The 14755-nt window shown below is 35.8% G+C and carries 12 protein-coding genes and 1 riboswitch; of the genes, 4 read left to right on the top strand and 8 right to left on the bottom strand.

Annotated elements, in window-relative coordinates:
• Positions 1 to 92: 92 nt before the first annotated feature.
• The 5 genes from dapD to NXS11_RS00655 form a co-directional block, all read right to left on the bottom strand.
• Positions 93 to 812, bottom strand: a complete 720-nt coding sequence (dapD, locus tag NXS11_RS00675; protein ID WP_259197793.1) for a 2,3,4,5-tetrahydropyridine-2,6-dicarboxylate N-acetyltransferase — start codon at positions 810 to 812, stop codon at positions 93 to 95.
• A gap of 15 nt (positions 813 to 827) precedes the next feature.
• Positions 828 to 1550 carry a 4-hydroxy-tetrahydrodipicolinate reductase gene (gene dapB, locus NXS11_RS00670; protein WP_259197791.1) on the bottom strand — a complete coding sequence of 241 codons (723 nt, stop codon included), beginning with the start codon at positions 1548 to 1550 and terminating at the stop codon, positions 828 to 830.
• Entirely contained in the window at positions 1547 to 2425 is an 879-nt protein-coding gene (dapA, locus tag NXS11_RS00665; protein WP_259197790.1) for a 4-hydroxy-tetrahydrodipicolinate synthase, read from the bottom strand. The genes dapB and dapA overlap by 4 nt, the downstream gene beginning before the upstream one ends.
• 4 nt (positions 2426 to 2429) lie before the next feature.
• Entirely contained in the window at positions 2430 to 3416 is a 987-nt protein-coding gene (locus NXS11_RS00660; protein WP_259197789.1) for an aspartate-semialdehyde dehydrogenase, read from the bottom strand.
• A 198-nt stretch (positions 3417 to 3614) separates the two neighbouring features.
• Positions 3615 to 3791, bottom strand: a riboswitch (Lysine riboswitch).
• Positions 3792 to 3975: 184 nt separating this feature from the next.
• Positions 3976 to 5583: an ABC-F family ATP-binding cassette domain-containing protein gene (locus tag NXS11_RS00655; RefSeq protein WP_259197788.1), complete on the bottom strand. Its 1608-nt coding sequence runs from the start codon at positions 5581 to 5583 to the stop codon at positions 3976 to 3978.
• A gap of 464 nt (positions 5584 to 6047) precedes the next feature.
• On the opposite strand from NXS11_RS00655, the gene NXS11_RS00650 reads away from it, so the two are divergent.
• Entirely contained in the window at positions 6048 to 6215 is a 168-nt protein-coding gene (locus NXS11_RS00650) for a zinc ribbon domain-containing protein (RefSeq protein WP_259197787.1), read from the top strand.
• 184 nt (positions 6216 to 6399) lie between these two features.
• On the top strand, positions 6400 to 7311 hold the full coding sequence (locus NXS11_RS00645) for a CvfB family protein (protein WP_259197786.1): 912 nt from the start codon (positions 6400 to 6402) through the stop codon (positions 7309 to 7311).
• A gap of 131 nt (positions 7312 to 7442) precedes the next feature.
• Here the strand turns inward: NXS11_RS00645 and pepF are convergent, their stop codons facing one another.
• Positions 7443 to 9251, bottom strand: coding sequence for an oligoendopeptidase F (gene pepF / locus NXS11_RS00640; RefSeq protein ID WP_259197785.1), 1809 nt, complete (start codon positions 9249 to 9251; stop codon positions 7443 to 7445).
• A 128-nt stretch (positions 9252 to 9379) separates the two neighbouring features.
• On the opposite strand from pepF, the gene NXS11_RS00635 reads away from it, so the two are divergent.
• Entirely contained in the window at positions 9380 to 9706 is a 327-nt protein-coding gene (locus NXS11_RS00635; protein WP_259197784.1) for a hypothetical protein, read from the top strand.
• Positions 9707 to 10793: 1087 nt separating this feature from the next.
• Here the strand turns inward: NXS11_RS00635 and NXS11_RS00630 are convergent.
• Positions 10794 to 12053: an aminoacyltransferase gene (locus NXS11_RS00630; RefSeq protein ID WP_259197783.1), complete on the bottom strand. Its 1260-nt coding sequence runs from the start codon at positions 12051 to 12053 to the stop codon at positions 10794 to 10796.
• 22 nt (positions 12054 to 12075) lie between these two features.
• Entirely contained in the window at positions 12076 to 13338 is a 1263-nt protein-coding gene (locus NXS11_RS00625; RefSeq protein WP_259197782.1) for an aminoacyltransferase, read from the bottom strand.
• A 318-nt stretch (positions 13339 to 13656) separates the two neighbouring features.
• On the opposite strand from NXS11_RS00625, the gene NXS11_RS00620 reads away from it, so the two are divergent.
• A complete protein-coding gene (locus tag NXS11_RS00620; protein ID WP_259197781.1) occupies positions 13657 to 14748 on the top strand; it encodes a prephenate dehydrogenase in 1092 nt (363 codons plus the stop codon).
• Positions 14749 to 14755 lie beyond the last annotated feature (7 nt).

Raw genomic sequence — 14755 nt, 5'->3', positions numbered from 1 at the left:
CTATTTTCACGCCAGTCAGTTGCTATCTTCCACATCGTTTCCCCATTCTATATGATGTTTTCTATTAATGTCCCAGCCTCTTTCTCTTATATCTAGTCATCAAGTTTTCTCAATGCAGCAACAATTTCACGTTTTGAGTCTGCAACATCACTCGCTTGTTTGATGACCTTGGCTGGTGTACCTGCAACAACAGCACCCGCCGGTACATTTTGTGTTACGATAGCACCTGCAGCAACGATTGCGCCTTCACCGATACGTACACCTTCTAATATGACAGCATTTGCACCGATTAATACATTATCTTCAACAACAACGGGCTCAGCGCTTGGTGGTTCAATCACACCGGCTAAAACGGCACCTGCGCCTACATGAACATTCTTACCAGTGATAGCACGACCACCTAATGTTGCATTCATATCAATCATTGTTCCTTCACCAACGATAGCACCAATATTAATGGTTGCACCCATCATGACAACTGCGCCATCACCAATCACAGCATGTTCACGAATAAATGCACCTGGCTCAATACGTGCATTTGTATTCACTAGATTCTTCAATGGAATCGCTGAATTACGACGATCCATTTCAATCTCTAAGTCAGTAATAACTGATTGATGTGCTTCATAAAATGCTTGCCAATCGCTTGCCTCACAGAAAATGACTTTTGAATCGTTTGAACCAAATACTTTGAATGATTCTGGAAAGTCGATACCCTCGAAATTTCCATTTGCATACACTTTTAATGGTGTAGACTTTTTCGCATCACTAATATATTGAATGATCTCTTCAGCAGTGAAATTTTTAACCATGTTTTCTTACACTCCTTATAAATTATCAAATGTATAATACCCAGGTGCTTGATGTATTAGCTTTTCGGCTGCATTTAACGCACCATTCGCAAAGATATCTTTAGATTGTGCACGATGGGAAAGGGTAATCGTCTCATCCACACCGGCAAATAAAACATCATGTTCGCCAACGATTGTACCGCCACGTATTGAATGAATGCCGATTTCTTGCTTTTCACGTTTCGCATTTTGTTGACTGCGATCATAAACAGGTTGTACTTCTTCACGTAGACGTTCAATCACATCATAAAGTTTTACCAATGTGCCACTAGGGGCATCCACTTTTTGATTATGATGTGCTTCTGTTAGCTCTATATCATATTGTTCGAGTAATGGCACCGCTACTTCTAACAACTTTGTGAGTACGTGAACACCATAACTCATATTCGCACTGAAAAAGACAGGCATCTTTTCAGAAAGCGTTTGTAACTTGGATGTGATTGTTTCTTTTTCACCAGTTGTTGCAATCACTAGTGGTAATTCAAATTCTTGGTTAAGTAATGGTAGCAACAAGTTCGGATGAGAAAAATCAATCGCCACATCCGCCTCTGTCGCTTCATTTATTTGATTAACAGTAGGGTAGGGAATTGCATCATGATTTTTGTTCGCAATCACAGCTACAATTTCATGACCAGCTGCTTCTGCCAGACGTGCAACACGCTGATTCATCGTACCATAACCAATGAGTAATATTTTCATGCTTGAACCTCCGCTTTAAATTGCATATATGCTTCTTTTAATGTTGCTTGTTCTTGTTCATTCAAACAAACAAGTGGTAAACGGACTTCATATTGACCGAAACCTTCTAACGCTGCCAAAAATTTGATTGGAATTGGATTAACATCTACTGATAACGCTGTTAACAATTTGTCAATTGGTTCAAAGTGTCTCGCACGATTGTTAGCATCTGTATAGACACGTTGAAAGGCTGCTGGGATGACGTTTGCAGCTACTGAAATCAAACCATGTCCGCCTTCATTAAAATAACGCACAATATTGTCATCATTACCGCTATATAATGCAAATTTCGACGTATCCACACGTGATTGAATATCCGCTAAATAATCAAAATCATTCGTCGCATCTTTTAAAGCAACAATATATGGATGTTGACTTAGATGTGCAACTGTCTCCGGCTCAATCGTACTGTTTGTTCTTGAGGGGACATTGTATAAAATCACTGGTAATTCTACTGCATCCGCAATCGCTTCAAAGTGTGCAATCAAACCCCGTTGATTGGTTTTCAAATAATAGGGGGTAATCAACATAATCGCATCCGCACCTAATACTTTTGCTCGTAATGATGCTTCAATAGAACGTTGTGTGTTATTCGTTCCAGTACCAACTACAATAGGTACTCGTCCACGATTTTCATCAATAACCGTCTTCAAAATTTGATCTTTTTCTTCGTCAACAAGTGATGGGTTTTCCGCTGTTGTTCCATTCACAATTAAAGATTGGATACCGTTATCGATTAAAAAATTCACTTGTCTGCGAATTGCCTCATAATCCACCTCATTATTCGTGAATGGGGTAATCATTGCAACGCCTGTCCCTTCAAAAATATGTGCCATAACATTATTCTCCTTTCAATTTGAGAACCTGTTCCAACACTTGTACAGCATTCAGTGCAGCACCTTTCAATAAGTTATCTGAAGTAACCCACAAGTGGAACGTATTGTCTAACGAATCGTCTTTACGAATACGTCCTACAAACACTTCATCACGCCCCGTTGAATGAATCGCTAATGGATATTCATTATTTGCTGGATTATCGACTAATACAACGCGTGGGTCTGCATCAAATAAGGCTTGAATTTCTTCAACTGTTGCTGGTTGATCAAGTGTCACATTGATATGTACACTATGACTATCCTGCACTGGTACACGAACACAAGTGGCAGTAACATTTAATGTAGGTTCATTTAAAATTTTTCTCGTTTCATCGATCATTTTTTGTTCTTCTTTTGTATAACCGTTATCTAAGAAGACGTCGATATGCGGTAAGACGTTGTTATATATTGGATGTGGATACGCTTTAGGTTCCGCACCATGTGCACCATCTGCCAAATCTTTTTTACCTTGCATACCAGAGCCTGATACTGCTTGATATGTCGTATAGGCTACACGTTTCAAGCCATATTGATCTTGTAATGGCTTCAATGGTACAACTGATTGAATTGTTGAACAGTTTGGATTGGCAATAATCCCACGTGTAAACTGTGGTTCGTTAACTTCTGGAACAACTAAATCTACGTCTTCAGTCATACGCCATTGACTCGAGTTATCAATAATTATTGCACCATGTTGTTCAAAGAGTGGGGCGAAGCGTTTGCTTGTCTCACCACCTGCACTCATTAGCACATAATCAAAGTCAGCATCTGTTGCTGTTTCAGTAAGCTCCTGTACAGTATACGTTTGACCTTGAAACTCAATTTCTTGTCCAGCAGAACGTTTCGATGAAAATAATACTAACTCATCAAAAGGGATGCCTTTGCGGTCAATTGTCTCCAAAATTTTAGAACCTACTAATCCTGTTGCACCTGCGACTGCTAATTTAACCATGCTATTCACTCCATCTTCTTAAATAGTTATTTTATTTATTTCATATAATTCAGTAAATTAATTGTTGATACATTTTGTCGTTATCCATCATCAATTAATTTCATCAAAATATAGCTCATTTTTGACCTCCTCACATTAGGGAAGAGTCACGTAATATATAAAAAAACAAGTCCGTCGTGCGAACTTGTCTCATTTATATACAAGTGATGCACTCCATTATCAGTAAAATAATGACAGATTCATAGCTCTTAACCTTAGAATCCAATAAACAGATTCTGCAAAACCTGTTTACTTCGGCATCGCACCCTTTGGATATAAGCTGTTTGCAGACAAATGCTTGTATCTACTCATGATTGATGCGCCTCATCAAAAATTATTAAATTAATATGGTTCATATTATACATACTACGCACACACCTGTAAATACCATTTGCGAACTTTTTTAAATTTACAGACAATAAAAGTTTTGAAAACATAATAATAAGGGGCATTCGTAACACATAAAAAAATCAAAATCGAACCAGTGAATAACACCAGTCCGATTTTTAATTAAAACTGCTTATTTTGATTTTAAAATACCTTTTTCTTCTAAATAGCTTTCGTAAGGGATTTCTTTTGATAAACCTGATGGCACATCTAAATCAATAACTCTATTGGCAATTGTGTTGATAAACTCAAAGTCATGCGACGTAAAGATGATTGATCCTTTGAATGATTTTAAGCCTTCATTGACAGATGTAATACTTTCAAGGTCTAAATGGTTCGTTGGCTCATCTAAAAGCAAGACATTCGCACTTGATAGCATCATTTTGCTCAGCATACAGCGTACTTTTTCGCCACCTGATAGCACACTCGCTTTTTTCTTCACTTCTTCGCCACTGAACAGCATACGACCTAAGAAACCACGTAAAAATGTTTCTGTTTGTTCATCTTCAGGTGCATATTGGCGTAACCAATCAACCAAGTTCATATCGACGCCTTCGAAAAATGCTGAATTATCTTTAGGGAAGTAACTTTGTGAAGTCGTTACACCCCATTTTACTGTTCCTTCATCTGGTTCTAACTCGCCAGCTAAAATTTTCAATAGTGTTGTTTTAGCAATTTCACTGCTACCCATTAATACTGCTTTATCATTTGGATTCATTGTAAATGAAATGTTATCCAACACTTTCTCACCATCAACTGTTTTTGAAATGCCTTCAACGAACAGTAAGTCATTACCGATTTCACGTTCAGGTGAAAACTTTACGAAAGGATAGCGTCTTGAAGAAGGTTGAATATCATCTAATTCAATTTTCTCTAATTGTTTTTTACGGCTTGTAGCTTGTTTAGATTTAGATGCATTGGCAGAAAAGCGTGCAATAAACTCTTGCAATTCTTTAATTTTATCTTCTTTTTTCTTATTTTGTTCTTGTGCCATTTTTTGCGCAAGTTGACTTGATTGGTACCAAAAATCATAGTTACCAACATAAATTTTAATTTTACCAAAATCTAAGTCAGCAATATGCGTACATACATTGTTCAAGAAGTGACGATCATGGGATACGACAATGACTGTATTATCAAAGTTAATTAAGAAATCTTCTAACCAACTAATCGCTTGGATATCCAAACCATTGGTAGGCTCGTCCAATAACAATACATCTGGTGAACCAAACAAACTTTGAGCCAAGAGGACTTTCACTTTTTGATTATTTTCTAACTCAGCCATTTTTTTATCATGCAAGCTTGTCTCAATACCGAGTCCCGATAATAATGTTGCCGCATCAGATTCCGCATTCCAACCATCCATTTCAGCAAACTCACCTTCAAGTTCTGCTGCACGAATGCCATCTTCATCGCTGAAATCTGGTTTCATATAAATCGCATCTTTTTCTTGCATTACTTCATATAAACGCTCATGACCTTTAATCACAACATCTAATACGCGAACATCTTCATATGCGAAATGATCCTGCTTCAACACTGCAAGACGTTCATCTTTGCCTAATGATACGTGACCCGTTTGAGAATCAAGTTCTCCTGATAAAATCTTCAAAAATGTAGACTTACCAGCACCATTTGCTCCGATTAAGCCATAACAGTTGCCTGGTGTAAATTTAATATTAACGTCTTCAAATAATTTACGGTCACCAAAACGTAAACTAACATCCGTAACTTGTAACATGCACTTTCTCCTTTATATATATTCTAACGCCTGAATTATACCATATAACCTACATCGTTTCGATATTATGATGCGTTTACATGACAGAACGTATAATCCTTTAATGCTTATCAAGCAGGGGCATGCTATAATGGATGTAACTTGCAAAAAAGAGGCGTCATTCAACAGCTTGCAAATTAATGTAACAATGTATATTGTAAAAAAGTTGTGAAGAATGGTGTTTTAAAGCCAAAGGAAATGGCAGAAATGCTCAATGTATCTGCATAAACGTTACACATGAGTGAATAGCAATTATGCAAAAAGAAACACACATGAATTGAAGAAGTGTCTAGTAAGTCCGTTACGCAAACGATTATAAATACAGACAGAAGTTACAGAAACTTCTTTAAATATTTGTCAAAAATATCCAAGATTTAAAAAGAAAACATTAAACGGTTCTTTTTAGTTGATTGGTACAATTGTAATTGAAAGACATCGCATATTCTTACCAACATAGTCAATTATGTCACAGACAACAAATGCCTTTAATCAAAAGAATATTCAAATGTGAAGTTTGTAGGAATGAAATAGACAGAGATTTAAATGCAAGTTTAAACTTAGTAAAATTAAAAGAATACGTATTGCTTACGTAAGGAAAGGAAGTAGTGTTACTAAAAAAAGCAACTTACTAAAATAGTTAAGCATTAAAATACAGTAGGCTGTATCGGAATAAACACCTTAGGAGTGGACAAAAACTTGTCGCTCAATGGTAATATCCACGCTGAATAAGGAAAATATAAAAACTACATTTTAGTATGGTTTTAGTAGCAGCGCGTTATGTCTTTTAAAGAAAATGAAATTGTTGGGACAATCGAGTTTTTAGAAGTAAAATCTCTTGAAGGTTCAACATATATCCTTGAAGGTCCAAATAAAGAGGTTGTCAAACTGAATCAGTCAGAAGTCAATGAATCTGATACATTAGAAATAGGGGAATCCTATAGCTTTTTTGTATATCCAAACCGTTCTGGAGATTTGTTCGCAACACAAAATATGCCAGACATTACAGTGGGACGTTATGACTTCGTTCGCGTACTAAGCACAGATCGTGACGGTGCACGTGTAGATGTTGGTTTACCACGTGAGGTTTTGATTCCATGGGAAGATCTACCGAAACTCAAATCACTATGGCCTGAAAAAGGGGACTATGTGTTATGTACGCTACGCATCGACCGTGAACGTCAAATGTTTGCACGTTTGGCATCAGAAACAACGGTACAACAGATGTTTACACCTGTTCACGATGACAAGCTACAAAATGAAGTGCTAACTGCACGACCATACCGTTTGTTACGTGTTGGAACTTTCTTATTAACGTCTAAAGGCTATAAAATCTTTGTTCACGAGTCAGAGCGCCAACACGAACCACGTCTAGGTCAAGAAATGTCTGTTCGCATTATCGGTTATAACGATAAAGGAGAGTTAAACGGCTCATTTTTACCGCTCGCACATGAACGTCTGGATGATGATGGCGAAACCATTTTCCAACTACTCGTTGAATATGATGGCACTTTACCATTCTGGGACAAATCGAGCCCTGAAGCGATTAAAGAGGTCTTCAATATGAGTAAAGGCGCATTCAAGCGTGCAATCGGTCACTTATACAAACAACGCATTATTAATATTGAAACAGGTCATATCACCCTTACGAAAAAAGGGTGGGCACGTACAGAAAATACATCAAAAAAATAAATAGACATCATCCACCTAAAGTGTACAATAAAGCAAGATTGTACGCTTTTTTCAAATTAAGTTTGCAATTTCATTTAAAAGGCAAAAGCTGAACAGGGGTGAAAGCGCATTTTCACCCCTGTTCAGCTTTTTTATGCATGATTCAAATGATCTGTTAATCCTTCAAGCTCATCAACGAGACGACCAATATATGCAATCGTTTCTTTCAAAGGTTTATCCGTCGTAACATCAATACCAGCCATTCGTGCAAGCTCAACAGGAGAAACACTGTCACCAGCTTTTAACGTCTCAAGCCAATCATGAATCGCTGGTTGACCTTCCGTTTGAATGCGTTGTGCCATGATGGTACCGATTGTTAAACCTGCAGAATATGTGTATGGATAAAGACCCATGTAGTAGTGGGGTTGACGCATCCAAGTCAACTCTGCACCTTCTGTCAATACAACATCATCGCCCCAGAAATCGTGAATAACTTGACGCTTAATTTCATTGAGTAATGGTGCAGTGAGCGATTCTCCTTGATCTACGCGTAAGTACACTTCACGTTGATATGCTGCCTCAAGCAAGTGTGTAACCATATTATGATAATACGTACGCGCAATAATTGAACCAATGGCCCAGCGCTTAAACGCTTTATCGTCACTACTTTCTAATAAATAATTCAACATCAGCATTTCATTCATTGTAGAAGGCGCCTCAACGAAGTACATTGAAGCATCTGCTTGTAAGTAATTTTGATGTTTATTTGCCAAATTAAAGTGGCCAGCATGTCCAAGTTCATGTGCTAATACAAACACTTCTGTCATTTTGCCTGTCCAAGAAATAAAGATATAGCTATGTGAAGCATAAGGCGAAGCACAGTAGGCACCTGTTTCTTTCCCTTTATTTTGAACAAAGTCAATCCAACGTTCATCATACGATTTTTCTAACATGTTTTGATAATCCGCACCTAAAACACTTAATGCGCCAAAAATATATTTTTTCGATTCATCAATCGTAATATTAGGTTCATACGTATCATCAATGGAAATTTTCAAATCTTCAAAGCGCATTTCATCAAGATGATTAGCACGTTGAATAACTTTAGCATATCGGCGCATGATAGGGGCTAAATCCGACATAATTACATCTATTTGACGGTCATACATCTCTCGCGTTACATCTTGTTCTGACAATAAAAAATCAATAACAGAATCGTAACCACGCATATCTGCTTCTAATTTTTCAGCTTGAATATGTGCATTATAAGCTGCCGCTGTTGTATGTTCATATTTTTTTAACGTATCGCTGAAATGGCGGAAACTTGCACGTCGAACTGCTGTATCCGCATGATCTTCGTAAAATCCTTCAAATGTCGTATAATCCATCGCATAACTTTGACCATTTACTTCAAAATGACCAAAATCAATGTCCAACATCTTTGTAATCCCATAAATTTCACTTGGCGCTCCTAAGACAGGGGACAATTGTGCCAAAACTTCTTCCGCTTGTGGATGTAACTGATAAGGTTTTAAACGTTTTAACTTCATCAGATAATGACTATACGTTGTTTGTTCGATGGCTTTATTTAAAAGTTCATCTTCTAAGGCTAATAATTCAGATGTCATAAATGTTAAGTTTCCTGATACTTTACCATATAAAGTTTGAATGATAGCAGCAAGTCGTTGGCGCTCCGAATCTGTTGCATCAACGCTTAGTTGCATTTGTGCATAATTGCTTGCACGATCAATATCAACAGCCAATGTGCAGTAGTCGTCTAATGCTTGTTGGATACTATCCACATCCTGCAAAGCACCACTATATTGCGCTTTAAATTTTGCAGAACGTTCAGGCAATGCTCTAACAAATGTTTCATAAGTTGTTGCATCCTTAAATAAATCCGATAAATCCCATGTTTCATGCTGTGCTACTTCAGATCTTGTTGGCAATGTTTGATCCATAAAACAACCCCCTTGATTATTGTTGTTAATATCATATCATATTTATTACGACAATTATTTAATGTATGATCTCTTAATTTCTAGTATAATCAATTGTACATACAAAATGATTAAAGGAGTATTATCGAATGTCTATTTTAGAAATCCCGAATTATTTATGGGTTACACTCGTTGTCATGATCGTTTTAACACTATTTTGTACGCTCATCTTGAACAAATGGTTTGTAAGTGCCATTATTATGTTTGTTGGATTAGGCATATTGGCATTTATCTTACCAAATTTTTATGCCATTACGTATGAACCGTTATTAGGCTATGCAGCATTTGTTGCAATCTTAAGCTTAATTATTAGCTTAATTCTATGGTATTTAACACGCGATATGCGTAAACGTCGCCAACAAAAGAAATATGAAAAAGAGTTAGCACGTTTAGAAAAACAATACGATCATAAATAACATAAAAACACTTGTAGGTAAACAACACATACTTGCAAGTGTTTTTATGTAGCAGAGCGTTATTCTCTTAACACATATAACTTCCTATAATATATATTATGTAAACTTATAAAAAGAAAACGATTTTTAAAGCGCTATAAAGTCTCATTGAATACATATCATCATTCAATAAATATTACTAGTTAGCATATTAATTCTTTCTAGCTCGTTCACCCACAATATAATTAATTCCATACATGTACTTAATCAGCTTAAAATACGCTGTACTTTCATAAAGCAATCTATTTTAGATAAAAAAATGACATATAGCATTAAATTTCTTTACATAATTTTTATACTATTATGATACATTTATACTCGTTTGAGTTGATGAAAACCTAAGAAAATATCTTTTAAAGATATCTGTTTAACTCTGTATTAATCAAATAATATTGCTATAAGTATTCTTTAATATCAATTTTATTTCTATGCACTTAGTAGATAATGCCTCTTACTTAGTATTATCAATTTAAGTTTACATAATATTGTTATTTTAGTCTTTTAACCACTTTGCTTATTATACATTCTAATATTTTAACTATCTTGCTTTTTAGATAATACTTCCGAAAATGTATAAATTTCATGGTATACGACAGTGTATTTATGCTATTAAAAAGTGATTGTTCTTACTAAAAAGTTTTGCTAAGATGTGGTTGTAGTGTTCCACATAGCTATCGATTTTTTATAAATATCTTCATGAGTAATACGTTTTTTTCCTTTAATAGCAATTATAATCACTCATCGTTGCAATGAGTCATCATATCACTTAGTTCATTTTCTACAGGATTACTCATTTGAACTAAGGATGTTTTGATGGCTTGAAGATAACACACCCTACTTACGTTCCCTTACGACGTTATTAAAATCAATAGCAGTTGTGTCAACACTACACAAAAACGCACGAAAAAAGCAAACTATTGGAATTGATGCTTTTTTCGTGCTCACTACAAAGCTGATTATTATGATACTTGCGTTCATGTGTAACTATCAAGCTGTTACACATGCATTCATCACTATAATAATCGGCTCTTTAATAATCGGCTCTTTTTTATTTTTTTAGCTTCGATCTCAATCGATTGATTAGTTGAAAGATGATATACTTTGGCTTATTAATTGGTTTGTAAAAATCTCCAACTAATTCTTCTAACTGTACGTTAAAGCCTCGTTTAAAGCGATAAACACCATAGTCCTCACTTGATTCTGTAAAGTCTCCAGATAGACCATAGAAATTATAACGTTCATAACCATGTTCAAAACAGTAGTTAATCATGTGCCAATGCATCGCATAAGGACCCATAAAGTGGTTGTACTTTTCACTAGATCCGCCTGAGAAATAATTAATTTCATAAGCATTGGCAAAGAAGATACCTGATGCAAGATTTAATATTGAGCCATCTGTCTTTCTCAGCTCACTTGCTTTTAACATTTCTTGCTGATTATGTGCAATTTGCTTATCTAACTCTGCAATCTTTTTCAATTGTTTGTCTGATTTGTTTTGATTCGCCATCATTTGATCACGTCTAGTTTCTTTATCACTCAAATCTTGCTGTAATCTTGTTAAGTATTGATCTAAGTCAATATACGCCATTGGCACTATCGCCTTGCTACCATAGTGACGGAAGAAACTGAGCAAATACTCGTCCGTTTTAGACGTGAAGCCAGTACGCGCTTCTGTTTCACGATACAATGCTAAAAATTGATCAAATTCTTGTTCTTCAAGGTAACGAACTTGCACACCAAAATTAGCCGCTTTATTTACATTGCGTTTACGTTGGCTATCGAAATGCTTCTTAATACTTTGTGGTGTTTGGTCTTTCAAGTTCAATACACCCATCCATCTCACTTGACTTGATGCATCATATTTCGTTGTAAAACCATGATGTTCATAGCCATATGATTTTAACATTTGAACTAATTGATCCCCTAATTGATTGTCTCCTATTTGGTGAACATCTTTATCATAAATATTATACATCCAATAAGGATCCAGTTTTACATAGAGACACTTATTTTTAGCAAGATATCCATCTAAAGACTTGAGATAAAAATCTACTAACCCTAAATCACTATAATCCATGACAGGCCCACGATTGGAGTAAAATACATAACTTCCCATCGTCGGTATTTTTGAAAACAAACTCGCTGCAATAACCTGGTTGTTTTCGTCTTTAACACCTAATAAGACAACTTGAAAACCATCTTTTTCACGTATTTCGATATTTTCTTTCACTTGAAAATAGTGACTTTCTAAAGAAGGATCTTGAACAAACTGATCAAATTCCTCAACTGTTAACTCTGTGAATTTCATACCGCTAATCCCCTTCTCTCTTCTACGATAACTTTTCCTTCAATCGTTTCAACTTATTATACGCAGCATACGCCGGCTTGTTAATTGGCTTGATGAAGTCTCCAATGTATTCAATAACATCCGCATTGTACCCTTTTTTGAACTTAATGACACCTGCATCTTCTGCAGTCTCACTGAAATCCCCGCTAATACCATAAAAATTATAACGTGTGATCTTATGGTCGATCGCATAATTAATCATTTCCCATTGCACAGCATAACTTCCTGCAAAGTGTCGAAATTCATTCGCTGTTCCACCTGCATAATATACCACTTCAAATGGATTAATGATAAAGAATCCAGCAGATATAGGCAATTCATTCCCATGTTTTTCTTGCAATATGCGCGCTTCAGTCATTTTGGCTTGATTCGCTTCTAATTGTTTTTCCAGATTTTGCTTTTTATTTATCGCTTTTTGATTATCAGGACGTTTAGCTAAGTCTTTTTCCGCCTTAGCTATCTCTTTTCGATACTGGGCTTCTTCTACTTCAAGTTCTTTGATATACGCTTCGAAATCAATATATGCTAACGGAACAAGTACGCGATTTTTATAATGTCTCATACGGTGGTAGTAAAAATCATCTGTACGATCTTCAAAATCTTTTGTTGCTGAAGTCTCCTCCATAAATGCTCTAAAAATCGGCAACTCATCTTCCGCTAAAAACCTAATTTTTACACCATTTTTCTGTACTTTTTTAGTGTTTCGCTTACGAAGATTATCCATACCATTCAATACATCTTTAGCTGTCTTATCTGTCAAATCCAAGACTGAGTGATAACGAATCTGAGTAACTGGATTGAATCCTGTTGTAAAACCTTCATGCTGATAGCCAAGCGACTCAAACTTTTTAAAGATCCATGCCATGTTGTAATCTTCAAGTATTTCACCATCGTGATTGCGTTTATATATCGGTAAATATGGATCTACTTTTACATATAGCGCATGATGTTTTTTCGCATATTTTGAGAGTTCATTAAAAAAGAAATGAACAAGTTCTTGGTTATCATAATCAAGCACAGGGCCTCTATTAGCATAAAAATATTTAAAAACTCTCATCACAGGCATCGCAGTCAACAAACAAGCCGCTAAAACTTGATTGTTGCTATCTTTTATACCAACAAGATGCGTTTCTACACCTTCTGCTACTTTTAATTCATAGTTGCCAGTCATTTGTGTAAAGTGACTATATGGCATCGCATCTGTAAACTGTCCAAATTCCGCTGTTGTTAAATTTGTAAACTTCATAAAATTACTCCTAATTTCTCTATTCAATATTCATTCTGCAAATAGCTCATTTATACACAATTCAAGTAGAAAAGATCTCACTCAATATGTTAAAACACCGTTACTCATTTCTCTACGAATTGTACGCTACTACTTTAAGTTGCACAACTTACCAAGATATATTTTAACGTATCATACGATATTTAGCCAATATCCTGCTAGTAAATGCGCTTATTCATGTAAAATTCTATCTGTTTTATTTATAACCATTGCTTTATAGCACTTTAAAATGTTAAAATATCTGAAAATTAATGTAATTCAAGCGAGGTAAAGAAGATTATGACAGAGATTTTCTTCGTAGGCTTAGGGCTCATTGGTGGTAGTTTAGCTAGTAATATAAAAGATGCTTATCCTCAAATGACCATCAGCGCCTACGATTCAGACCCAAAACAACTAGAACGTGCACAATCAATTGACATTATTGATAAACCTATCTATGATTTTGCAGAAGGTGTTGCACAAGCTGATATCATTATTTTTGCTACACCTGTACAAACAACTGTAGCTTATTTAACAATGCTATCTACGCTTCAAACAAAACCCGGACTTATCGTAACAGATACCGGAAGTACAAAATCAACCATTCAAGCATATGAAGCCCATTTACTACAACATGATATTCACCTGATTGGTGGGCATCCGATGGCAGGTAGTCACAAGTCTGGTGTTTTGAATGCCAAAAAACATCTATTTGAAAATGCTTATTATATTCTTGTACATGACTTAGCAGAAAATGCAACGGCACATACTCGTATTGCCTCTCTTCTTGAGTCAACGCGAGCTAAATTCATCAAAATGACTGCCGATGAACACGACTATATTGTAGGTGTCGTCAGTCATGTACCACACCTCATCGCATCTAGCTTAGTTTCTCTTAATGCTCATGAAGCTTCGCAAATCCCACTTATTCAAACACTTGCTGCAGGAGGCTTTAGAGATATCACACGCATTGCTAGTAGTAGTCCAGAGATGTGGCGAGATATTTCATTAGAGAACAAAACACATATCTTAACGATTATGCATCAATTCCAATCCAAGCTAAGTGACATTATTTCGATACTTGAGCAAGAAAATAAAATGGAACTCTATGATTTTTTTGCTGATAATAAGGCATATCGAGATGCATTACCTATCAGAGAACAAGGTGCTTTAACTAGCACATATGATTTGTATGTTGATATTCCAGATAAAACCGGCTCTATTTCACAGGTTACTGATATTTTAAGTTCACATAATATATCTATTCGCAACTTGAAAATTTTAGAACTGCGTGAAGATATTTACGGTGCCTTACGTGTGAGTTTTAAAACAGCAGCTGATCGGGAACGTGGTCAAGCAGCACTCAACGACTTTGATACTTACATTCTGTGACCCACTT

This window comes from Staphylococcus americanisciuri, from assembly GCF_024814435.1.
Taxonomy (GTDB): Bacteria; Bacillota; Bacilli; order Staphylococcales; family Staphylococcaceae; genus Staphylococcus; species Staphylococcus americanisciuri.
The sequence above is the reverse complement of the archived record's forward strand: the minus strand, read 5'-3'. Positions and strand labels throughout refer to the sequence as shown.